The organism is Phaeobacter piscinae (assembly GCF_002407245.1).
GTDB lineage: Bacteria > Pseudomonadota > Alphaproteobacteria > Rhodobacterales > Rhodobacteraceae > Phaeobacter > Phaeobacter piscinae.
The window spans coordinates 3,385,184-3,408,481 of sequence record NZ_CP010681.1 but is presented as its reverse complement, the minus strand read 5'-3'; the positions used below and the strand labels follow the sequence as shown (position 1 = coordinate 3,408,481).

Sequence of the window (23,298 nt, the reverse complement as noted above, 5' to 3'; positions counted from 1 at the left end):
CTTGGTCTAATGGTGTGAACGAGCTGGTCTCAGCCCTTCATCCCATCCCAGAAACTTTTGACTGAGGAGAAGAAACTCCGCGATTCCGGGTTGGTGTTGTCCTCGGAGAGATCCTCGAATTCCCGCAGCAGCTCTTTTTGCCGTGAGGTGAGGTTTACCGGGGTTTCTACCGCGAGTTCGATGAACATGTCACCGGTGACACCACCACGCAGCGCAGGCATACCCTTTCCGCGCAGGCGCATCTGGCGGCCAGATTGACTGCCTTCGGGGATCTGAACCCGCCCGCGACCACCGTCGATGGTGGGCACTTCGATCGCTCCGCCAAGGGCGGCCTTGGCCAATGACACCGGAACGCGGCAATAAAGATTGTTGCCATCCCGCTCAAACAGATCATGCGCGGCCACCTCTACGAAGATGTAGAGATCACCGGGAGGGCCGCCACGCATGCCGGCCTCACCTTCGCCAGCAAGACGGATGCGGGTGCCGGTTTCCACGCCAGCCGGGATATTCACGGATAGGGAGCGATCTTTCTCGACGCGACCGTGGCCCTGACAGGATTTACAGGGATTCTTGATGATCTGGCCAAGGCCGGAACAGGTGGGGCAGGTGCGCTCCACCGTGAAGAAGCCCTGTTGCGCGCGCACTTTGCCCATGCCTGAGCAGGTCGGGCAGGTGGTTGGCTCCACGCCGCCCTCGGCGCCAGTGCCCTCGCAGGACCCACATGCCACAGCAGTCGGCACGTTGATGGTTTTGTGCATTCCTGCAAAGGCATCCTCAAGCGAGATGCGCAGGTTGTAGCGCAGGTCTGAGCCGCGCGCGGCCCGTTGCCGTCCGCCACCCTGGCCGCCACGACCACCCATGAAGTCGCCGAACAGATCGTCGAATACATCAGAGAAGGCAGAGGAGAAGTCACCGCCGCCAAAGCCCTGGCCGCCCTGGCCACCGCGCTGACCGCCGCCCATGCCATTTTCAAAGGCGGCGTGGCCGTAGCGGTCGTAGGCCGCTTTCTTTTCTGGGTCTTTCAGAACATCATAGGCCTCATTGGCCTCTTTGAACTGCCCTTCGGCTTCGGGATTATCCTTGTTCCGGTCAGGATGCAGCTCTTTGGCCTTCTTGCGAAAGCCTTTCTTGATTTCATCGGCGGTGGCCCCTTTGGACACCCCGAGAATGTCATAGTAATCTCGTTTGGACATCGGAATACCCTTCTTGCCGCAACGAAAGCGGGCCGGCCCGGAGTTCGGACCGGCCCGCTCTGGCCAAAATCAGACCTTAACGCTTGTTGTCGTCCAGATCTTCGAATTCGGCATCGACAATGTCATCATCACCGGGGCCTGCCGCGTCGTCTGCGGCGGTAGGTTCATCCGCAGCCTCTTCTTGGCTCGACTTGTAGATCGCCTCACCCAGCTTCATCGCAGCTTCGGTGACGTTCTGAACGCCGGATTTGATCTTCTCGGCGGTGGACTTCTCGTTTTCGAGATCGTCCTTCAGTGCCGCAATCGCCAGTTCGATCGCTTCGATAGTGGTCGGATCCACCTTGTCGGCGTGCTCTTCCATCGACTTTTCGGTGGAGTGGATCAGGCTTTCGGCCTGGTTCTTCGCTTCGATCAGCTCGCGGCGTTCCTTGTCCGCCTCGGCATTGTCCTCGGCATCCTTGACCATCTTTTCGATATCGTCGTCGGACAGACCACCGGAGGCCTGAATGGTGATATTCTGCTCTTTTCCGGTTGCCTTGTCCTTTGCACCGACCGAAACGATGCCGTTTGCGTCGATGTCAAAGGTGACTTCGATCTGCGGCATGCCACGCGGTGCGGGCGGGATGTCTTCGAGGTTGAACTGGCCGAGCATCTTGTTGTCAGCCGCCATCTCGCGCTCACCCTGGAACACACGAATGGTCACGGCGTTCTGGTTGTCTTCCGCGGTGGAGAACACCTGGCTTTTCTTCGTCGGGATGGTCGTGTTGCGGTCGATCAGACGGGTGAACACACCGCCGAGGGTTTCGATGCCCAGCGACAGCGGGGTCACGTCGAGCAGAACAACGTCTTTCACGTCGCCCTGCAGAACGCCGGCCTGAATAGCGGCACCCATGGCAACAACCTCATCCGGGTTCACACCCTTGTGCGGCTCTTTACCGAAGAATTTGGTGACCTCTTCGATCACCTTGGGCATGCGGGTCATACCGCCAACCAGAACAACCTCGTCAACGTCAGATGCGGAGAGGCCCGCATCCTTCAGCGCAGCGGCACAAGGTTTCATGGAGGCTTTGATCAGATCGCCAACCAGGCTTTCCAGCTTCGCACGGGTCAGTTTCATGACCATGTGCAGCGGCTGGCCCGAGGACGGATCCATCGAGATGAACGGCTGGTTGATTTCGGTCTGGCTGGAGGAGGACAGCTCAATCTTGGCTTTTTCAGCGGCTTCTTTCAGACGCTGCAGGGCCATCTTGTCCTTGGTCAGATCGACGCCGTGCTCTTTCTTGAACTGCTCCGCCAGATAGTTGACGATGCGCATGTCAAAGTCTTCACCACCGAGGAAGGTGTCACCGTTGGTGGATTTCACCTCGAACAGGCCGTCGTCGATTTCCAGGATGGTCACGTCGAAGGTACCGCCGCCAAGGTCATAGACCGCGATGGTTTGGGTTTCTTCTTTGTCCAGACCATAGGCCAGCGCGGCAGCTGTCGGCTCGTTGATGATGCGCAGCACTTCAAGGCCGGCAATTTTGCCTGCGTCCTTGGTGGCCTGACGCTGAGCGTCGTTGAAGTAGGCAGGCACGGTGATGACGGCCTGGGTTACTTCTTCGCCGAGATAGGATTCGGCGGTCTCTTTCATTTTGCCCAGGATGAAGGCGGAGATCTGCGACGGGGAGTATTTCTCACCCTTGGCTTCGACCCATGCGTCCCCATTGCCGCCGTTGATCACGGCGAAGGGCAGGTTTTTCTTGTCTTTGGCCAGATCGCTGTCGTCAAACCGGCGGCCAATCAGGCGCTTGACGCCAAAAACGGTGTTGTCCGGGTTGGTGACGGCCTGACGTTTGGCCGGTTGGCCCACCAGACGTTCATCGTCGGTGAAGGCTACGATCGACGGCGTGGTACGGGCGCCCTCAGCGTTTTCGATAACGCGAGGCTGCGAGCCGTCCATGATGGCCACACAGGAGTTGGTGGTCCCGAGGTCGATTCCGATAACTTTGCTCATGTTCGATCCCTTTTTACTTTCTAAGGCGATTACCCGAGGTCTGAACCCATTTTGGCATTCCGGCCCCGATTCAGTTGCGGTTTGGTCTGCACCTCACCGCTTCCCGGCGTATATAGGGAGCGCAAATGCCCCCTGCAACCGCCAGATCGCGTCCTGTTTCGCGAATTACAGCGGTTTTTGACAGGGGAGTGGTTAAGAACGGGCTAACAGTGATGATGAAGTTGCGATTGCGGGGGTTTGAGCTGACAAAACCCCTTCTGGATATGGACGGGCAGCAGCGGCTGATTGAGTGCCTGCGCCCGGTTCTGCGCGCCGCACCGCTGTTTTCGCCCGAGGTGCCCGGTGGCGGTAAGATGTCTGTGCGGATGACGTCAGCCGGGGCCTATGGCTGGGTCAGTGACCGGGACGGGTACCGGTATGAAGAGCGCCATCCGGCCGGGCAGCGCTGGCCTGAGATCCCAACAGAGATTCTGGACATCTGGCATGCGACCACCGGTTTAGAGCGGCGCCCTGATTGTTGTCTGATCAACTATTATGGCGAAGGGGCACGGATGGGCTTGCATCAGGACAAGGACGAGGCCGATTTCACCTATCCGGTGGTGTCAATCTCTCTTGGGGACGACGGTCTGCTGCGGATTGGCAATCAAACGCGCGGTGGCAAAACCGACACCGTCTGGCTGAATTCGGGCGATGTGGTCGTGATGGGCGGGGATGCCCGGCTGACTTATCACGGGGTGGACCGTATTCGGTTCAAATCCTCACGTCTGCTGCCAAAAGGGGGGCGGATCAATCTGACCCTGCGCGTGGTGACCTGAATGGTGGGCTCTCCGTGGTCTAGCGCTTCGCTCCCCAACTGATCGAAGCACGGCGACGCGTGTAAAACTCCCCCATCAGGCCAATCATGATCAGTATCAGGGCGACCCAGCAGGCATACTGCCAATTGCTGAAATGCGGATTGTAGTTGATGAACACAAACCCGCGGGCCTGATCAATGCAGTGAAACAGCGGGTTCCAGTCAAACATCGAGAGCATGAAACTGGGCAGGGTATTGGCCAGAAACATCTTGCCCGAGGCGATCATATTGGCCCGCTGATAGATTGTGGAAATGATGCCCACGGTCCCTGGTGACCATGGTTTCATTACCAATAGAATCAGACCAACAGCCGCACCTGTAATCCACGATAGCAAGACCATACCAAAGGCCGCGATTGGCTCTTCAATTTCAATCGGGGTGAAAGCGACGTGATAAACAAACAGGATGATCAGCATCGACAGCACCTGAATGTAGAGAGAGCCGAGTGCTGCTGAAAGAATAGCAACGATGGTGTTCATCGGCGCATGTTGCATCATTGGGCTGCTCGGCCCCTCGGCGCCTGAGACAGCCGCGACAGCCTTGGTGTGGGTCAGAAACAGAAAGACGCCTGACATGACATAGAGCAGGAAATCACCACGAATGGCTGCGCCGCGCAGACCAAGCAATGAGAACATCAGATAAAAGACAACGACAAACATCACGGCCTGCGTCAAATTGAGGGCAAGCGCCATGAAGGCATTGTTATGCTTGGACCGCACACTGCGCGCCACGGAATGAAACACAACCTCGCCCATGGCGATGAGGCTGCTGAGGTGGGACCGTTTGTGGCGCTGCTCGAACATGAAGTTGCTTAGCCAGACCTGCTTTAGGTGAAACTCTGCTTATCGTTACCACGGAAATCTTGCTGTTCCCTTTCCCCGCGACCATAAGGGGGACAACTGCTGTAATCAACCAAACCCGGTCAGGGAGAGCGTTTGTGACATATAATGACCTTATTCCGGTGATCCGCCGATTGGCGATCGAGGCCGGAGAGAAGATCATGGAGATCTACAACTCGGATGAATTCGAGGTGAAGGTGAAGTCGGACGAAAGCCCGGTCACCGCCGCCGATGAGGCCGCAGATGCGCTGATCTCCGCCGGGCTGCGGGCGGCATTTCCGGATGTAATGCTGGTCACCGAAGAACAGGCCGACTCGCATAGCAAGAGCGGCGACACCTTTCTCATTGTTGACCCCTTGGATGGAACCAAGGAGTTTATCCATCGCCGCGGCGACTTCACCGTGAATATTGCGCTGGTCGAGAAGGGCGTGCCGACTCGCGGTGTGGTCTATGCTCCGGCGCGGTCGCGAATGTTCTTCACATTGGCGGATGGCTCTGCGGTTGAGGAAACCGGTGCGTTTGATCCCACCACGATGGGAGAGATCAAACCCATTCGCGTCGCAGATAGCGACAATGATGCATTGATGGTGGTTGCCTCCAAATCGCACCGCGATCAGGCGACTGATGACTACATCAATAAATATGTAGTGAAAGACAGCAAAAGCGCAGGCTCGTCGTTGAAGTTCTGTCTGGTCGCCACCGGGGAAGCCGATCTTTACCCACGGGTTGGCCGCACAATGGAATGGGACACCGCAGCTGGTCATGCCGTTCTGGGGGGCGCCGGTGGTCAGGTGGTGCGTTTCGATGATCACAGCCCACTCACCTATGGCAAGGAAGGATACGCAAACCCCTTCTTTATTGCCTATGCGCCGGGTGTGGAGCTGAAGAAAGCCTGATGTCCGTTCTGATTGTCATCCCCGCCCGTTTCGCCTCCACACGGTATCCTGGCAAGCCGCTTGTTGCCTTGACCGGTGCCAGCGGAGAACGCCAAACGCTGATTGAACGATCCTGGCGCGCTGCCATGGCCGTCAATGGTGTCGACCGTGTGGTGGTGGCCACCGATGATGAGCGGATTCGTGATGCTGCGACAGGGTTCGGCGCTGAGGTGGTCATGACTTCCGAAAGTTGCGGCAACGGGACCGAGCGCTGTGCGGAGGCGCTAGCTAACCTCGGCGGGGATTACGAAATCGTGGTGAACCTGCAAGGGGACGCGCCGCTGACGCCGCATTGGTTTGTTGAAGATCTGATCTCGGGTCTGCGCGGTGCCCCTGACAAGGGGCTGGCAACACCGGTGTTGCGTTGCGATGGGGCGACGCTGAACAGCCTGCTGGCCGACCGTAAGGCCGGTCGCGTCGGAGGCACCACCGCTGTGTTCGGGCGGGATAACAACGCGCTCTACTTCTCAAAGGAAGTGGTGCCGTTCACCTCCACGACGTATGAGGCCGATCAGGACACCCCGGTGTTCCATCACGTCGGGGTCTATGCCTATCGGCCAGACGCGCTGAGTGCTTATCCAGGGTGGCTTGTCGGCCCCTTGGAGACGCTGGAGGGGCTGGAGCAGCTGCGTTTTCTGGAGAACGGGCGCAAGATCCTCTGCGTCGAGGTTGAGGCGCGCGGACGTGAATTCTGGGAGCTGAACAACCCCGAAGACGTGCCGTTGATTGAGGCGATGATGAAAAAGATGGGTCACAAATAGGCCTGAATTGTCGATAAGATGAAACATCTTATCGAAGGTCGTGAGCGAAACGTGACTGGGGGTATATTTTTTGAATTGCCTGCGGAATACTTGAGCCGGCCTTTCAAGGCAGGTTGTGTCACCAAATCGGCCACCACTGACGAACCGCATCAGAACGGTTTGGGAAATAGACAATGAGAGTGCGATATGCGTAGAAAAGTAACGAAGGCAATTTTTCCGGTGGCCGGTCTTGGAACGCGATTCCTGCCAGCCACCAAATCGGTTCCCAAAGAAATCATGACGCTGGTGGATCGTCCGCTGGTCCAATACGCCATCGATGAGGCGCGTGAAGCTGGGATCAAGGAATTCATCTTTGTCACCTCGCGTGGCAAAGGCGCGCTTGAGGACTATTTCGACCACTCGCCCATGCTCGAACAGGAGCTGCGCAAGAAGGGCAAGGACGACCTGCTGGATATCCTGAAGGCGACCAATATGGACTCCGGCGCGATTGCCTATATTCGTCAGCATCAGGCGCTGGGCCTTGGCCATGCAGTGTGGTGTGCGCGTCGCCTGATTGCGAATGAGCCCTTTGCGGTGATCCTGCCAGACGACGTGATCGCGGCGGAAACGCCCTGCCTCAAGCAGATGGTGGAAGCCTATGAAGAAACCGGCGGCAATATGGTTGCGGCCATGGAGGTTCCGCCGGAGCAGACATCCTCCTATGGCGTGCTGGATGTGCGCGATGACATGGGATCGGTCGTTTCCGTGAATGGCATGGTCGAAAAACCCAAATCTGAAGAGGCGCCATCCAATCTGGCGGTGATTGGCCGCTATATTCTGGCGCCTTCTGTGCTGCGCAATCTCAACAAGAAGAAGCAGGGCGCTGGCGGTGAGATCCAGCTGACTGATGCCATCGCGGAAGACATTGCCGCTGATGTTCCAGTCTATGGCTACCGGTTCCGTGGTCAGCGATTTGATTGCGGGTCCAAGGCGGGCTTCCTGCAGGCAACGGTTGCCTTCGCGCTGGCGCGCGAGGAACTGCGTGATGATCTGATGTGCTATATCAATCAGATTGCCCAAGTCGATAAGGCGGCGCAATAAGACCTGCCACTTTGCTGCGATGGGCGAAGATTGGTGAGATGTGAATTTTGGGTGGCCGGGCAGCAACGTCCGGCCTTTTGATCAGGAAAACGCTGCTTTGACATATATTCTGGTGACCGGTGGGGCCGGCTATATCGGTTCCCACGCTTGCAAGGCGCTGCGCGCGGCTGGGTTCACACCTGTGACCTATGACAATCTGGTAACGGGCTGGCAGGATGCGGTGAAATTCGGCCCCTTCGAGAAGGGGGACCTGAGCGATCGCGCGCGACTGGACGAAGTATTTGCTAAGTATCAGCCTGCCGCGGTTATGCATTTCGCCGCCCTGAGTCAGGTGGGTGAAGCCATGAGTGAACCTGGCCGTTACTGGGCCAACAACGTAGGTGGCTCGCTGACACTGATTGAGGCCGCAGTGGCCGCCGGTTGCCTCGATTTCGTCTTTTCCTCCACCTGTGCCACCTACGGTGAGCACGACAATGTGGTGCTGGACGAAAGCACGCCGCAGGTGCCTTTGAATGCCTATGGTGCGTCCAAACGTGCGGTTGAGGAAATCCTGCGTGACTTTGGCGCGTCGCACGGGCTGCGATCGGTGATTTTCCGGTATTTCAACGTGGCGGGTGCTGATCCGGAGGCTGAGGTGGGCGAATTCCATCGCCCCGAGACCCACCTGGTGCCGCTGGTCCTGGATGCGATTGACGGCAAACGCGATGCGCTGACCATATTCGGAACCGATTACGACACGCCAGATGGGACTTGCGTACGCGACTACGTCCATGTCTGCGATCTGGTTGATGCCCATGTTCTGGGTCTCAACTGGCTGAAAGATGGCAAGGGCAGCCAAGTCTTCAATCTGGGGACAGGCACCGGGTTTTCTGTGCGCGAAGTGATGGACAAGGCCGAAGCGACAACCGGAAAATCTGTGCCGCATTCCATCGGGCCGCGGCGTGCCGGGGATTGCACCAAACTGGTCTCGGGCTCTGTGCGGGCGGCAACGCTGCTGGGGTGGGAGCCGACCCGGTCCGACCTTGAGACGATGATTGCGGATGCCTGGGGCTGGCACAAAGCCGGCGCATACGAGCGCTAGGGTGACGGGGCCTGCTTTGGCTCCGGGCTCTGTGCCGCTGCCGGAGATTTCGCTGGCGGCGGCCTATCGATTGAGATGGCAGCGCCGTCGGCTTCTCTGGCGGGCATTTCGATCGCGTCACCAACTTCGCAGGGTGACGGATCATACCGCCATCCTGCCAGATAACGCGCTGATCGCCATCACAGTGCTGCGGAACGAGGCGACCCGGATCCCCTTTTTCCTGCAATTTTACCGGGAGTTGGGTGTTGATCACTTCCTTATTGTCGACAACAACAGCGACGATGGGGGCGCGGAATATCTTGCCGCCCAGCCCGATGTCTCGCTCTGGCACACGACCGCCAGCTACCGCGATGCGCGATTTGGTCTGGACTGGGCGACCTGGCTGCAGATCCGCTATGGTCACCGTCGTTGGTGCCTGAGCGTTGACGCAGATGAATTGCTGGTGTTTGGCGGTGATGCGCAACACGGCTTGCGTGGCCTGACCCATTGGCTTGACCGCAAGGGCAGGGTTGGGTTTGGTGCCTTGATGCTGGATCTTCTCCCCAAGGGGCCGCTGGGAAAGGTGAGTTATTCCCCCGGCGATGATCCCCGTACTGTGTTGCCGTGGTTTGATCCCGGTCCCTATCGCGCAGTACGTCAGGCACCGCGCGGCAATCTGTGGGTGCAGGGCGGCACGCGGGACCGGGTGTTTTTCGCTGCTGAGCCGCAGCGGGCACCGACGTTGAACAAAATCCCGTTGATCAAATGGGATCGCCGCTACGCCTACACTAACTCCACTCATGCGGCGCTGCCGCGACGGCTCAATGCGCTCTATGATGGACCGAATGCTGTGCTGCCATCCGGGGTGCTTCTGCATAGCAAATTCCTGCCTGAGATCACGGAGAAGGCGCGGGTCGAAAAACAGCGCGGTCAGCATTTCGGTCAGCCGCATCAGTTCGAAGGTTACTATGATCAATTGGCGGCTGGCCCGGACCTCTGGCACGACAAGGCGTTGCGCTATGAGGGGCCGGATCAGCTTGAGGCGCTGGGGCTGGCCCGCGCCCCGGAGTGGGACGCGGACTGATGCTTAGCTGCGTTCGGCGTTTTGCTCATCGCGGCGCTGGCGTACCAGCTGGCGTTTGGTGACCAGCGAGGCAGTGACCACGCCGACGGTTACGATGGCGATCATGATCGTGGAAAGCGCGTTGATCTCCGGGCTGACCCCCAGCCGCACGGCTGAGAAAATCTTGATCGGCAGGGTCGTTGCGGCTGGACCGGAGGTGAATGACGCGATCACCAGATCGTCCAGCGACAGAGTGAAGGCCAAGAGCCAGCCAGAGATGACCGCAGGTGCGATGATCGGCAACGTCACAAGGCGGAATGCTTCAGCCGCGGAGCAGCCCAGATCCAGCGCGGCCTCTTCCAGCGATCGATCAAAGGTCACCAGCCGTGACGACACGACAACCGAGACGTAGCACATTGAAAATGTCGTATGTGCCAGCACGATGGTCATCACGCCGCGATCGAGACCGATGCCGATGAACAGAAGTAGAAGCGACAGGCCGGTGATCACCTCTGGCATAACCAGCGGCGCATAGATCATGCCGGAAAACAGCGTACGGCCCAAAAACCGCCCGCCGCGCACCAGAACATAGGCCGCCATGGTGCCCAGAACCGTCGCGATGGTCGAGGACATCACAGCCACCTTCAGCGTTACCCAGGCCGCATTCAGAAACGCCTCGTTCTGTAACAATTCACCATACCATTTGACGGAGAACCCCGCCCAGACGGTGACCAGTTTGCTTTCATTGAAGCTGAAGATGATCAGGATCACCATCGGGATATAAAGAAACGCAAACCCCAGTGTCAGCGAAACCGTGTTGAACCAGCTCAATCGGGTCATTGGTCCGCCTCCTGTTGTTTCTGCTGGTTGCGCTGGAACAGCACGATGGGCACGATCAGGATCAGCAGGAGCACAACCGCCACCGCTGATGCCACCGGCCAGTCACGGTTAGAGAAGAACTCTTCCCACAGCACTTTGCCAATCATCAGTGTATCAGATCCACCCAGCAGCGACGGGATCACGAATTCGCCCAGGGTCGGAATAAAGACGAGGAAACAGCCCGCGATGATACCTGCGCGGGACAGGGGAATAGTGACCAGCCAGAAGGCCTCCATGCGCGAGCACCCCAGATCTTCGGCAGCCTCAATGAGCGAACCATCCAACCGTTCCAGCGCAGAATAGATCGGCAGGATCATGAACGGCAGATAAGTGTAGACGATGCCGATATAGACGGCGGTATTGGTGTTCAGGATCGTCAGCGGTGTATCAATCAGCCCGGCCCATATCAGGAACTGATTCAAAAGGCCCTCGTTCGACAGGATTCCCATCCAGGCATAGACCCGGATCAGAAAGCTGGTCCAGAACGGCAGGATCACCAGCATCATCAGCGTTGGGCGCCATTCCGAAGGCGCGCGTGCCATGCCGTAGGCCATCGGATAGCCGACCAGTAACGTCAGAATCGTTGAGACGACCGCAATGCGCAGCGAGCTGAGATAGGCTTTCCAGTAGAGATCATCTTCGGTCAGCCAAGTGAAATTCTCAAAATCAAGCTCCGCGAGGAAGGCGCCGATACCGGTGACCCAGTCGAACTGCGGCATATAGGGCGGGCGGGCAACGGCGGCATCCGAGAGCGAGATTTTGAAGACGATTGCGAAGGGCACAAGAAACAGTGCCAATAGCCAGGCATAGGGTATGGCGATCAGGATGAAGCGGCGCATCAGTTCGCCAGCAGAACACCGGCGGTGGCTGTCCAAGACAGCCAGACCGGGTCTTCCCAGGTAAAGGCGCGGCGTGCGATGCGGCGGGTGTTGGCGGCCTGCGCCTTGATCACCGCTCCGGAGGGCAGTTCAACATGATAGGTGGAGATATTGCCAAGGTAGGCAATATCCAGAATGCGCCCCTGCACCGTGTTGTCAGCCTCCGCCGGGCGCTCCGCGCTGATCGTGACTTTCTCCGGGCGGATCGCCAGATGGCAGTCCTGCCCATCGGAGAAGGATGCCTGACTTTTGACCGTGAGCGGGGCGGCGCCGTCTTTCCAGTTCACTGCGTATTGTTCGGGGCCGGTGGGGGTGGCTGTGCCGCCGATGATGTTCACATCGCCGATGAAATCCGCAACATACAGAGAATTTGGGGTCTCATAGATCCGGTCTGGCGTGGCCACCTGCACGATCCGGCCATTGTCCATCACCGCCACGCGGGAGGCGACAGTCATTGCCTCTTCCTGATCATGGGTGACAATGACAAAGGTGGTGCCGGTTTTCTCCTGAATATCCATCAGTTCAAACTGAGTATCCTGGCGCAGTTTTTTATCGAGCGCGCCGAGCGGTTCGTCCAGCAACAGCAGTTTCGGAGCTTTTGCCAGCGACCGGGCCAAGGCAACCCGCTGACGTTGGCCGCCGGAAATCTGGTGCGGTTTGCGGCGGGCGAATTTCTCAAGCCGGGTCAGTCGCAGCATTTCCTGCACCCGTTCGGCGATGTCATGCTTGGGCTTATTCTCGCGCTTCAGTCCAAAGGCGATATTGTCCCAGACGCTCAGATGCGGGAACAGCGCGTAGGACTGGAACATCATATTCACCAGCCGCTTATTCGGGGGGACCGGGGCAATGTCCTGACCTGACAGGAAAATCTTGCCTTCGGTTGGGGTCTCAAACCCGGCAAGCATCCGCATCATTGTCGTTTTGCCACAGCCCGAAGGGCCAAGTAGGGCAAAGAACTCTTTCTCATAAATCCCGAGCGTCAGATCATCGATGGCGGTGAACTCGCCAAAGCGTTTGGTGACGTTCTGGAATTGGATCAGGGGCTTGGCCTCCGGATCGTTCCAGGGTTCAAAAACAGGAATGGTCACGCGAGCCCCCAGTAATAGACACAGGTTGTGGAACGGGCACGGAACAGCTGCCGACGTCCCCAAAAGGTAAAACGCGGGGCACATACGATGCCCCGCGTGATCAGCAGTGCCGGATCAGGTCCCGGACTTGATCTTGGTCCACATGCGGGTGGCCTTGCGCTGTACCTTGGGCGGATAGGCTTCTTTGATGTAGAGGTTTTTCAGGGTCTCTTCGCTTGGGTAGATCGCGGGATCGCCGATCACATCTTCCTCAAGGAATTCCTGGCTCGCCTTGTTGCCATTGGCGTAATAGACATAGTTCGACGCCGCCGCCATATTCTCGGCTTCCATGATGAAATTCAAGAACTTATGCGCAGCCTCCGGGTTTGGGGCATCCACGGGGATTGCCATCTGGTCGAACCACATCAACGCGCCTTCCTTGGGGGCGTTGAAGACGATTTCGACGCCGTTGTCTGCCTCATCCGCCCGGTCACGCGCCTGTAGAATGTCGCCAGACCAGCCAAAGGCCACGCAGATATCGCCGTTTGCCAAGGCGTTGATGTATTCGGAGCTGTGGAATTTCTTCACATAAGGACGGATCGCCATCAGCACCGGCTCTGCCTTGGCCACCACATCGGGGTCCATGCTGTTGGGATCTTCGCCAATATACTTCAGCGCCGCTGGGATCATCTCATCAGGCGCATCCAGGAAGTAGACGCCACAATTGGCCAGTTTTTCCATGTTCTCCGGGTTGAACACCAGGTCAAGCGAGTCGATCGGTGCATCGGCCCCCAGCGCTTCCTCGACCTTGGCTGTGTTGGCGCCGATACCGGTGGTGCCCCACATGTAATTCACTGAATAGAGGTTGTCGGGGTCGTAACGGGCGGTGCGATCCTCGATCACATCCCACATATTGCCTGCGTTCGACAGTTTGCTCGCATCCAGTTTCTGAAACGCGCCGGCCTGGATCTGTCGCGCCAGGAAAGACCCGGTTGGGACAACCACGTCATAGCCCGATCCGCCGGCCAGCATTTTGGTTTCCAACAGTTCGTTGCTGTCAAAGACGTCGTAAATAAGATCAATGCCGGTTTCGGTTTCGAATTTTTCCAGCAGGTCTTCGTCGATATAGTCGGACCAGTTGTAAACGCGAACTTCTTCGGCGACGGCGGCCGCACTGCTCAGCGCCACGATGGCGGTCAATGTCATCGTCTTGAGTGTCATGAGTATCTCCCTGTGCGTGCCGGTTTCCGTGCCCGGCTGGTAAGGATTTGATCAAGTTTTGCCTCATTCGGCAATACTGTTTATGTTTTCACCTGGGAAAACTTGGTGCAAGCTGCCCAAAATTTAGGAGGGATTCCGAAGGTGAACCTGAGCCAACCAGACGCATCATCCGTCAGTCAGCCGACCGCGAAACTGCCGGCGCATGAAACCGTCTATCAGACCCTGCGCGGGCAGATTCTGTTCGGCGATCTGGCCCCGGGACAGGCGGTGACCATCCAAGGCCTGGTCGAGTCGCTGGGGGCCGGCATGACGCCTGTACGAGAGGCGATCAGGCGGTTGATTTCAGACGGGGCGCTGGTGTTTCAGGGCAATCGGCGCGTCTCTGTCCCGATGCTGCGGGAAAGCGACCTTAGTGAGCTGATTTATGCAAGGAAAACAATTGAGTGTCAGCTTGCGCGATTGGCGACAGAACGGGTATCCCCAGCGGATATCGCCGCCTTGGAGGCGATAGACACAGCCTTGGACCAGGCGATCTCTGCAGGGGATGTGGCGGGTTATCTGGTGCAGAATTACCAATTCCACACACGGCTCTATGCCCATGCCGACGCGCCAATCCTTACAGATCTTGCGGATCGCCTCTGGCTACGCTTCGGGCCGTCGCTCCGGGTGGTCTGCGGGCGGCTTGGCACCCAGAGCTTTCCTGATCGCCATAAAGACATTCTGGAAGCCCTACATCGCAAGGACGCAGATCTGGCCGCCCTGGCGATGGAGAGAGATGTAGCCCAGGGGATGGATCAGGTGCGACAGGGGCTAACACAGGCTGGCTGATTCGATTGACATGGTGGAATTTGATCATATTCTGAGGGCAATCTCTTCTTTCAGGAGTCTGTCCCATGACTGCGATTACAAATCACCTGCCCACAGCCGAGCTTCAGGCGCTGGACGCGGCCCATCACATGCATCCTTTCACCGCCAATGGCGAGCTGGCTGAAAAAGGTGCGCGGATCATCACCCGCGCCCGTGGCGTCACGCTGACGGACAGCGAAGGGAATGAGATCCTGGATGCCATGGCCGGCCTTTGGTGTGTGAATATCGGCTATGGCCGTGACGAGCTGGCCGATGTCGCGGCGCGCCAGATGCGTGAGCTGCCGTATTACAACACCTTCTTTCAGACCACCCATGCGCCAGCTATCGCGCTGGCAGCGAAGATCGCTGAACTGGCGCCGGAGGGGCTGAACCATGTGTTCTTTGCCGGGTCAGGATCTGAGGCAAATGACACCAACATCCGCATGGTGCGCCACTACTGGGCGATGAAGGGAAAACCGACAAAATCGGTGATTATCAGCCGCAAAAACGGCTACCATGGTTCCTCTGTTGGCAGTGGCAGCCTCGGCGGTATGACGGCGATGCATGAACAGGGCGGCCTGCCGATCCCGGATATCCACCATATCAATCAGCCGAACTGGTGGGCCGAAGGTGGCGATATGTCGGCTGAAGACTTCGGTCTCGCTCGGGCGCAAGAGCTGGAGCAGGCAATTCTTGAACTGGGCGAAGATCGCGTTGCGGCGTTTATTGCCGAACCGGTGCAGGGTGCCGGCGGTGTGATTGTCCCTCCGGCAACCTATTGGCCGGAAATCCAGCGCATCTGTGACAAATACGAGATCCTGCTGATTGCAGATGAGGTGATTTGCGGGTTCGGGCGGACCGGAAATTGGTTTGGTAGCCAGACTGTGGGCATTCGTCCCGACATCATGACAATCGCCAAGGGGCTGTCCTCCGGCTATGCGCCGATTGGCGGCTCGATTGTCAGCGATGAGATCGCGTCGGTGATCGGGTCCGGCGAATTCAATCACGGATACACCTATTCGGGTCACCCGGTGGCGGCGGCTGTTGCACTCGAAAACTTGCGTATCCTGGAAGAGGAAGACATCGTTGCCCATGTGCGCGATGTGGCCGCGCCTTATCTCAAGGAAAAATGGGAGGCGCTGGCAGACCATCCGCTGGTGGGGGAGGCCAAGATTGTCGGCATGATGGGCTCTATCGCGCTAACCCCGAACAAGGAGACACGTGCGGCGTTTGCTGCTGAGGGTGGCACTGTCGGGTATATTTGCCGTGAACGTTGTTTCGCCAACAATCTGGTGATGCGCCATGTCGGTGACCGGATGATCATCTCGCCGCCGCTGGTCATCACGCCGGAAGAGATCGACACCCTCATCGCGCGGGCGCGTCAGTCCCTCGATGAATGCTATGCGGCCTTGCAGGATCAGGACATGCTGCACAGCGCCTGACATCAGGCTTGCCACTGAATGAAGAGGGTGCCAGTTCCAGCTTGGGACTGGCGCCCTTATTACGTTTGCGAATCCGTGCCGGGTGGTCAAATTCATTTCTTGAAGTGTTTCCGGTAACGATCGGGCACTATCAATCACGGCGTGTGGGAATAGATTTTCTATCTGATTTCCGCGCAGAATATTGTCGTTTTTCAGTGGTGGTTCGTCGTAAAACGTACCGTTTGTTGAACTGTCGGCCCTAAGGTAAACTGCAGAGATGATCCGGACGATCCGGTTGCGCACCGACACTCGGGTGTGCTTACATCGCGACAGAAGTGCAGAGCCAATCTGCCGAACCAAACCAGGGAGCCTCACTTGGCTGATGCGTCAAACACGAGCGCGTTCGTTGAATTCGAACGCGTGCAGAAGAGCTATGATGGCGAGAACCTCGTTGTCAAAGACCTGAACCTCACCATGCCGAAAGGCGAATTTTTGACAATGTTGGGCCCGTCCGGTTCGGGTAAGACGACCTGCCTGATGATGCTGGCAGGATTTGAGACTGCGACCCATGGTGATATCCGACTGGGCGGCGTCTCGATCAACAATATCCCACCCCACAAGCGCGGCATCGGGATGGTGTTTCAGAACTATGCGCTGTTCCCCCATATGACCATTGCCGAAAACCTCAGCTTTCCGCTGGAGGTTCGCAATATGGGCAAATCTGAGCGTGAGCAGAAGGTGAAGCGCGCGCTTGATATGGTGGAGATGGGCGCCTTCGGGGGCCGTCGGCCGGCCCAATTGTCCGGTGGTCAGCAACAGCGGGTCGCCCTGGCACGGGCACTGGTGTTTGAACCGGAACTGGTTCTGATGGACGAACCGCTGGGGGCGCTGGACAAGCAGCTGCGGGAAAAGATGCAGTTCGAAATCACCCATCTGGCACATCAGTTGGGCATCACCACGGTTTACGTGACGCACGACCAGACCGAAGCGCTTACCATGTCGGATCGCGTCGCTGTCTTCAACGACGGCCGTATCCAGCAGCTGGCGCCGCCGGATCAGCTGTATGAAGAACCGTCCAACAGTTTCGTTGCGCAGTTCATTGGCGAGAACAACACGCTGGAAGGCACTGTCAAAGAGGTCAACAACGGTATCGCGCTGGTGCAGCTGGACGATGGCGAGTTGATCGACTGCAAACCGATCAACGTGTCCAAGCCAGGTGAGCGGACCCGTGTTTCGATCCGTCCCGAACGCGTCGAATACAATAAGGACCGGATGCAGGAAGGCGCTCATACGCTGAAAGCGGAAGTGCTGGAATTCATCTACATGGGCGATATATTCCGCACCCGCCTGCGGGTTGCCGGCAATGATGAGTTTATCATCAAAACTCGTAACGCCCCCGATCAGGAAAGGCTAAAGCCCGGTCAGCAGATCGAAATCGGCTGGCTGCCTGAAGATTGCCGCGCGTTGGACGCCTAAGCCTCCACGCGTGCCCGAACCCCCGGCAGTGAACGACCGGGGGACGACGATCAAGACAAATAATAATTTCAACAAGGAGTAGAGTGTCTATGAAACTCACCAAACTGACTGCCCTGGCGGCCACCACGGCGTTGTGTGCGCCGATGGCAATGGCTGCCGATATGGCCAACGAAATGACCATCGTGTCCTGGGGCGGCGCCTATCAGGAAAGCCAGCTGAAGGCATATGTCGAACCCTATCAGGAGATGCACCCTGATCTGAAAGTGATCTGGGACGAAAGCTCGGCTGAAGCGACCGCAAAAATGCGCGCGATGACCGAAGCGGGCAATGTGACCTGGGATCTGGTCGATGTGGTTGCCTCCGACGCCATGCGTATGTGCGACGAAGGTCTGGCCGCTGAGCTGGATCACGACGAAGTGCTGGCTACGGCGCCCGATGGCACCCCCGCAAGCGAAGACTTCGGCGAGCTGATCGTCAGCGACTGCTTCGTACCGCAGATCGTGTATTCGACCACCTTCGGCTACCGCATGGACAAAGTGGGTGACACCCCGCCGTCCTCCATCTGCGATATCTTTGACACTGCAAAATATCCGGGCAAGCGCGCCCTGCAGAAGCGTCCGATCGACAACGTTGAATGGGCTCTGTATTGCGATGGCGTTGCCAAGGACGAGATTTATGATGTGCTGAGCACCGATGAGGGTGTGGAGCGCGCGCTGGCTAAGCTGGACAGCATCAAGGATCAGGTTGTCTGGTGGACTGCTGGTGCAGAAACGCCCCAGCTGCTGGCCGACGGTGAAGTTGTGATGGGCTCGACCTTTAACGGTCGTCTGTTCTCCGCAATCGCCGAGCAGAACCAGCCAATCGACATGCTGTGGGACATGCAGTCCTTTGACCTCGACGGTTGGATCGTGCCTGCTGACCTGCCCGAAGATCGCAAGGCTCGCGTGATGGACTTCCTGAAGTTCGCCACCGACACCCAGCGTCTGGCCGATCAGGCGAAATTCATCTCCTATGGTCCGGCTCGTGCATCGTCGGCACCGCTGGTTGGGAAGCACGCCGTTCTGGGTATCGATATGGCGCCGCACATGCCGACCGATCCGGCAAATGCCGGCAACGTGCATGTCTATGACTACGAATGGTGGGCCGATAACCGCGATGATCTGGACGCAAAATTCCAGGCTTGGCTGGCCAAGTAATCTGTTTCTGAACAGACACTGACATCATCGGGAAAGGGCTGTGTGCCTATCGCACGGCCCTTTCTCCACCAACAAAAAATTCCGACGGGGGCTCCTACCCATGAGCGATACCACCCACACCGGACCGGTCCTGGCCGCCGATGGCACGCCGCTAAAGCGTAGCCTGGCCCGAGCTCTCCGGATGCAGAAAATCCGCGCCCTGATGTTGATCGCGCCGCTTCTGCTGTTTGTTCTTCTGACTTTCATTCTCCCGATTGCCGACATGTTGTTCCGCTCGGTTGAGAATAGGATCGTCTCTGATACCTTGCCCAAGGCCGTGGTTGCGCTCCAGGACTGGGATGCAAATTCGGGCGTGACGCCGGATGAGGCTATATTCGCGGCGCTGGCTGCTGACCTTCAGGTGGCCGCGCAGGAAAAAACTCATACCCGTGTCGGTTCGCGTCTGAACTACGAAAACCCGGGTATCTCCTCGCTGTTCCGCAAGGCTGGGCGCAAGGTCAAGCGCTGGGATCTGGCTGAGGATGGCCCGTTCAAGGAGCAGTTCCTCAAAATCGACGAAGATTGGGCCGATCCCGAAGTCTGGCGCACCATTCAGACCTATTCCGGCGCCTATACCAACGGGTACTTCCTGAATGCTGCCGATTTCCAGAAAGGTGCCGAAGGCGCTGAACTGCGACCGGAAAACGAACGTATCTATGGCACGCTGTTCTTGCGCACCCTGATCATGTCGCTGGCGATCACTGTGAGCTGTATTATCCTGGGCTATCCGGTGGCCTGGATCCTGGCGAATTTGCCGTCGCGTACTGCAAACCTGCTGATGATCCTGGTACTCCTGCCGTTCTGGACATCGCTGCTGGTGCGGACCTCCGCCTGGAAAGTCATGTTGCAGCAACAAGGTGTTATCAACGATACGCTGGTCTGGTTGGGACTGGTTGCAGATGACGCACGTCTGGTGATGATCAACAACCAGTTCGGCACGATTGTGGCGATGACCCACATCCTGCTGCCGTTCATGATCCTGCCGATGTACTCTGTGATGCAAACGATCAACCCCTCCTATCTGCGCGCGGCCAAATCTCTGGGCGCGACCAATTGGACAGCCTTCTGGCGGGTCTATTTCCCGCAGTCGGTGCCGGGTATCGGTGCGGGGTCGATCCTCGTCTTCATTCTGGCGATCGGCTACTACATCACGCCGGAGCTGGTTGGCGGCACCAAGGGTGTCTTCATCTCCAACCGGATTGCCTTCCACATCTCGCAATCGCTCAACTGGGGTCTTGCTGCGGCACTTGGCAGTATTCTGCTGGTCGTCGTCCTCGCGCTCTACTGGGCCTATGACAAGATTGTCGGCATCGACAACGTGAAACTGGGATAAGACACATGGCTTTGACACCTGTTGAAAACCAAACTCCCGGTTTTGTCGCGCTTGTTGCGGCGGCTGCCGGGGCCTTCTTTGGCCTCTTCGTGGGGACCGCCCAAGGCTCCGGGCTTCTCGGGGTTCTGATTGGGGCAGCTCTTGTCGGCGGGCTTGGATTTGCCCTCGCCGGGATGCGCGATCAGGAGCGGCCGATCCGCTGGGTCTTGATCGCAGCCTTCGCTGTTGCGGGCTTCGTGATGGGCGGTCTGCCGGCCGCCGTGATGGGGCTCCTGTTCGGCGCTTTTGTCGGTTGGTTCATTTTCTGGCTCTCGACCTCGCGCTACCGCGTGCATCTGGCGCCATATCTCACTCCGGGGCAGGTGCTGTGGCACTATACGTTCCGGGTGATTTGTGGGGCGATCTTCATTTTCCTGATTACGCCGATTCTGGTGGTGATGCCGCTGTCGTTCAACGCGCAGGACTTCTTCACCTTTACGCCGGAAATGATCCGCTTCGATCCTAAAGGCTATTCGCTGAAACACTACCGCGATTTCTTCACCAACGCGGATTGGCAGCAGGCGATGTGGAACTCCATCAAGATCGCGCCGATGGCGACCATCCTGTCGGTGGGCTTCGGCACGCTTGCCGCGATTGGCCTCAGCCAACCGCATGTGCCGTTCCGTCGCGCCATCATGGCCATTCTGATCTCGCCCATGATCGTGCCGCTGATCATTTCGGCTGCGGGTATGTATTTCTTCTACAGCCGGATTGGCCTGCAGGGGACATATTTTGGTGTGGTTCTGGCCCATGCGGCATTGGGGATTCCCTTTGTGATCATCACCGTGACTGCAACGCTGGTTGGTTTTGATCGCTCGCTCACACGGGCTGCGGCGAATATGGGGGCTGGTCCTGTGACCACCTTCTTCCGCGTGCAGATGCCCCTGATCCTGCCCGGCGTGATTTCCGGCGGTCTGTTTGCCTTCATCACTTCGTTTGATGAGGTTGTTGTCGTGCTCTTTGTCGGCTCGGCCGGGCAGAAGACGTTGCCCTGGCAGATGTTTATCGGTCTGCGCGAACAGATTTCCCCCACCATTCTGGCGGTGGCGACCATTCTTGTTGTGGTCTCAATCTGTCTGCTCACAGTGGTTGAGATGCTGCGCCGTCGTTCCGAACGCTTGCGCGGGATGAGCCCGAGCTAAGACATATGTTGTCCAATGAAAAAGGCCCCGGTGAAAACCGGGGCCTTTTACGTTTCGGGGCCGGAATCAGAGACGTTCGATTGCCAGGGCAATGCCCTGACCGCCACCGATGCACATGGTGATAAGCCCTTTGGAGCCACCGATGCGCTCCAATTCATAAAGTGTCTTCAGCGTGATGATTGCACCGGTCGCACCGACAGGATGGCCAAGCGCGATGGCACCGCCGTTCGGGTTCACCTTCGCAGGATCCAGCCCCAGCTCCTTGTTTACGGCAAGCGCCTGCGCCGCAAAGGCCTCGTTTGATTCGATGACATCGAAATCAGAGGCGGACAATCCGGTTTTCTTCAGCAAGTTCTGCACAGCGGGAACCGGGCCAATGCCCATGACCTCGGGGCGGACACCGGCATGCGCGTAGCCCAAAATGCGCGCTTTGGGCTTCAGCCCCGCCTTTTGCGCTGCGTCGGCGGTGGCCATGACGATGGCGGCTGCGCCGTCGTTGATACCGCTGGCATTGCCGGCCGTGACACGACCGTCCTTTTTGAACACAGCTTTCAGCCCGCCCAATGTCTCCAGCGTGCTGGCTTTGGGGTGTTCGTCCACCTCAAACGGGACCATGTCCCGCTTTACCTTCACTTCAACCGGAGTGATCTGGCTGGCGAAATATCCGGCCTCAATCGCCGCGGCAGCACGGGTCTGGCTGGCGAGAGCAAATTCATCCATCTGGGCGCGGGTAATGTCATGTTCATCCGCGACGTTTTCCGCCGTCACCCCCATGTGGCCGGTGCCGAACGGGCAGTTGAGCGCGCCCAGCATCATGTCGAGGGCCCGCGCATCACCCATTTTCTGACCCCAGCGCGCGCTTGGCACGATGAAGGGGCTACGCGACATATTTTCGGCACCACCGGTAAGGGCAAATTCCGCATCGCCCAGCATGAGGGACTGGATGCCGGAGACAATCGCCTGCGCGCCAGATCCGCAAAGCCGGTTGACGTTCATCGCTGGCGTGCCGTTGGGGATGCCGGCCTGCATCGCCGCCACGCGGCTCAGGTACATGTCGCGGGGCTCGGTGTTGATCACATGGCCAAAGACCACATTGCCGATCTGTTCGGGCGCGACGCCGGAGCGTTCCATTGCGGCCTTGGAGGCCACGGTTGCCAGATCAATCGGCGTGGTGCCGGCAAGCGACCCGCCAAAGGTGCCGATGGCGGTGCGGGCGCCATCCAGGATCACGATATCGGTCATTTCTCTCTCCTCATAGGTTTGGCGCAGAGTATGCAGATGCAGCATGGCCTGTCCCGCAGAACGTGCCGTCAAAACACGACGGCCGTGCCACGGCGTCTGTTTGACAAATAGGTCGTAAAGGCGCAGTGATTCCGTCATGACGGAACATGTAGACGATATCCTGACCTTGTTGCCTGCCCGCCTGAAAGAGGCGCGCCGGGCCCAGGGTCTCAGCCTTGAGGCGGTGGCGAATCTCTCTGGGGTGAGCCGCTCTATGGTGAGCCAGATTGAACGCGGTGAAAGCTCCCCGACGATTGCGACCCTATGGAATTTGACGCGCGCGCTTCAGGTTGATTTTGCCGGGCTGTTGGACAGCAATGAGGCGCAGGACAGTATCGAAATCCTGCGTGATGGCGATGTCCCGTCGATTGAAAATATGGGCGAGGGGTGCTTGATTCGCATTCTGTCCCCTCCGGAAGACGCTGGTGGACACGAGGTCTACGATATCCGGCTCAAGGATGGCGGTGCGCTAAACAGTCAGCCGCACGGGCGGGGGACGGTTGAGCATGTAACCGTGCTGGAAGGGGCCGTGGCGCTCACCTCCGGCAGTGCAACCGATCGGCTGCATGCAGGGGATACCGCACGATATGCCGCAGATGTGACCCATTCCATTGCAGCATTGGGCGGTGCGGCCCGCGTTTTCCTGATCGTGAAAAACGCATGACGCAAGTTTGTCGCGGGGATTGTCCATTTTGACGGA

At 58.2% G+C, this 23,298-nt stretch carries 21 protein-coding genes; 13 read left to right on the top strand and 8 right to left on the bottom strand.

The annotated features are described in order from the left end of the window. Positions 1–29 precede the first annotated feature (29 nt). Complete coding sequence (dnaJ, locus tag phaeop14_RS16170; RefSeq protein WP_096790108.1) at positions 30–1,193, bottom strand: molecular chaperone DnaJ; 1,164 nt, start codon at positions 1,191–1,193, stop codon at positions 30–32. Positions 1,194–1,269: 76 nt separating this feature from the next. Further along, entirely contained in the window at positions 1,270–3,189 is a 1,920-nt protein-coding gene (gene dnaK / locus phaeop14_RS16165) for a molecular chaperone DnaK (RefSeq protein ID WP_040175219.1), read from the bottom strand. 212 nt (positions 3,190–3,401) lie between these two features. Here dnaK and phaeop14_RS16160 point away from each other — a divergent pair, with 212 nt between their 5' ends. Further along, the gene (locus phaeop14_RS16160; RefSeq protein ID WP_040178935.1) at positions 3,402–4,004 is read left to right on the top strand and encodes an alpha-ketoglutarate-dependent dioxygenase AlkB family protein; all 603 of its coding nucleotides are present in this window, start codon (positions 3,402–3,404) and stop codon (positions 4,002–4,004) included. 19 nt (positions 4,005–4,023) lie between these two features. Here the strand turns inward: phaeop14_RS16160 and phaeop14_RS16155 are convergent, their stop codons facing one another. Next, on the bottom strand, positions 4,024–4,845 hold the full coding sequence (locus tag phaeop14_RS16155) for an ABC transporter permease (RefSeq protein ID WP_040175224.1): 822 nt from the start codon (positions 4,843–4,845) through the stop codon (positions 4,024–4,026). Positions 4,846–4,979: 134 nt separating this feature from the next. Between phaeop14_RS16155 and cysQ the strand changes: the two genes are divergently transcribed. The 5 genes from cysQ to phaeop14_RS16130 all read left to right on the top strand — a co-directional run bounded on the left by cysQ (position 4,980) and on the right by phaeop14_RS16130 (position 9,801). Continuing rightward, positions 4,980–5,777 carry a 3'(2'),5'-bisphosphate nucleotidase CysQ gene (cysQ, locus tag phaeop14_RS16150; protein WP_096790107.1) on the top strand — a complete coding sequence of 266 codons (798 nt, stop codon included), beginning with the start codon at positions 4,980–4,982 and terminating at the stop codon, positions 5,775–5,777. Beyond that, on the top strand, positions 5,777–6,577 hold the full coding sequence (locus phaeop14_RS16145; protein ID WP_096790106.1) for a 3-deoxy-manno-octulosonate cytidylyltransferase: 801 nt from the start codon (positions 5,777–5,779) through the stop codon (positions 6,575–6,577). The genes cysQ and phaeop14_RS16145 overlap by 1 nt, the downstream gene beginning before the upstream one ends. 186 nt (positions 6,578–6,763) lie before the next feature. Next, positions 6,764–7,657: a UTP--glucose-1-phosphate uridylyltransferase GalU gene (gene galU, locus phaeop14_RS16140; protein WP_040175230.1), complete on the top strand. Its 894-nt coding sequence runs from the start codon at positions 6,764–6,766 to the stop codon at positions 7,655–7,657. 97 nt (positions 7,658–7,754) lie between these two features. Further along, entirely contained in the window at positions 7,755–8,738 is a 984-nt protein-coding gene (gene galE, locus phaeop14_RS16135; protein ID WP_096790340.1) for a UDP-glucose 4-epimerase GalE, read from the top strand. 1 nt (position 8,739) lies between these two features. Further along, the gene (locus phaeop14_RS16130) at positions 8,740–9,801 is read left to right on the top strand and encodes a glycosyltransferase family 2 protein (protein ID WP_096790105.1); all 1,062 of its coding nucleotides are present in this window, start codon (positions 8,740–8,742) and stop codon (positions 9,799–9,801) included. 3 nt (positions 9,802–9,804) lie between these two features. Here the strand turns inward: phaeop14_RS16130 and phaeop14_RS16125 are convergent, their stop codons facing one another. The 4 genes from phaeop14_RS16125 to phaeop14_RS16110 all read right to left on the bottom strand — a co-directional run bounded on the left by phaeop14_RS16125 (position 9,805) and on the right by phaeop14_RS16110 (position 13,825). Beyond that, positions 9,805–10,620 (bottom strand): ABC transporter permease, encoded by an 816-nt coding sequence (locus tag phaeop14_RS16125; RefSeq protein ID WP_014876330.1) that lies wholly within the window; start codon positions 10,618–10,620, stop codon positions 9,805–9,807. Then, entirely contained in the window at positions 10,617–11,498 is an 882-nt protein-coding gene (locus tag phaeop14_RS16120; protein ID WP_096790104.1) for an ABC transporter permease subunit, read from the bottom strand. The genes phaeop14_RS16125 and phaeop14_RS16120 overlap by 4 nt, the downstream gene beginning before the upstream one ends. Continuing rightward, the gene (locus phaeop14_RS16115; protein WP_040175237.1) at positions 11,498–12,625 is read right to left on the bottom strand and encodes an ABC transporter ATP-binding protein; all 1,128 of its coding nucleotides are present in this window, start codon (positions 12,623–12,625) and stop codon (positions 11,498–11,500) included. Before phaeop14_RS16115 ends, phaeop14_RS16120 begins: the two co-directional genes overlap by 1 nt. 114 nt (positions 12,626–12,739) lie before the next feature. After that, complete coding sequence (locus phaeop14_RS16110) at positions 12,740–13,825, bottom strand: polyamine ABC transporter substrate-binding protein (protein WP_096790103.1); 1,086 nt, start codon at positions 13,823–13,825, stop codon at positions 12,740–12,742. Between the two features lie 141 nt (positions 13,826–13,966). On the opposite strand from phaeop14_RS16110, the gene phaeop14_RS16105 reads away from it, so the two are divergent. The 6 genes from phaeop14_RS16105 (at position 13,967) to phaeop14_RS16080 (ending at position 21,317) form a co-directional block, all read left to right on the top strand. After that, positions 13,967–14,653 (top strand): GntR family transcriptional regulator, encoded by a 687-nt coding sequence (locus tag phaeop14_RS16105; RefSeq protein ID WP_175304803.1) that lies wholly within the window; start codon positions 13,967–13,969, stop codon positions 14,651–14,653. Between the two features lie 65 nt (positions 14,654–14,718). Next, positions 14,719–16,113, top strand: a complete 1,395-nt coding sequence (locus phaeop14_RS16100) for an aspartate aminotransferase family protein (protein WP_096790102.1) — start codon at positions 14,719–14,721, stop codon at positions 16,111–16,113. Positions 16,114–16,467: 354 nt separating this feature from the next. Continuing rightward, positions 16,468–17,568 carry an ABC transporter ATP-binding protein gene (locus phaeop14_RS16095; protein ID WP_024098818.1) on the top strand — a complete coding sequence of 367 codons (1,101 nt, stop codon included), beginning with the start codon at positions 16,468–16,470 and terminating at the stop codon, positions 17,566–17,568. 89 nt (positions 17,569–17,657) lie between these two features. Next, positions 17,658–18,764: an extracellular solute-binding protein gene (locus phaeop14_RS16090; RefSeq protein ID WP_040175246.1), complete on the top strand. Its 1,107-nt coding sequence runs from the start codon at positions 17,658–17,660 to the stop codon at positions 18,762–18,764. Positions 18,765–18,864: 100 nt separating this feature from the next. Next, complete coding sequence (locus phaeop14_RS16085) at positions 18,865–20,136, top strand: ABC transporter permease (RefSeq protein WP_096790101.1); 1,272 nt, start codon at positions 18,865–18,867, stop codon at positions 20,134–20,136. A gap of 5 nt (positions 20,137–20,141) precedes the next feature. Continuing rightward, positions 20,142–21,317, top strand: a complete 1,176-nt coding sequence (locus phaeop14_RS16080; RefSeq protein WP_096790100.1) for an ABC transporter permease — start codon at positions 20,142–20,144, stop codon at positions 21,315–21,317. Between the two features lie 66 nt (positions 21,318–21,383). Here phaeop14_RS16080 and phaeop14_RS16075 read toward each other — a convergent pair whose 3' ends face one another. Then, entirely contained in the window at positions 21,384–22,559 is a 1,176-nt protein-coding gene (locus tag phaeop14_RS16075) for an acetyl-CoA C-acyltransferase family protein (protein WP_096790339.1), read from the bottom strand. Positions 22,560–22,695: 136 nt separating this feature from the next. Between phaeop14_RS16075 and phaeop14_RS16070 the strand changes: the two genes are divergently transcribed. After that, on the top strand, positions 22,696–23,262 hold the full coding sequence (locus phaeop14_RS16070) for a helix-turn-helix domain-containing protein (protein ID WP_014881477.1): 567 nt from the start codon (positions 22,696–22,698) through the stop codon (positions 23,260–23,262). Positions 23,263–23,298: the final 36 nt, after the last annotated feature.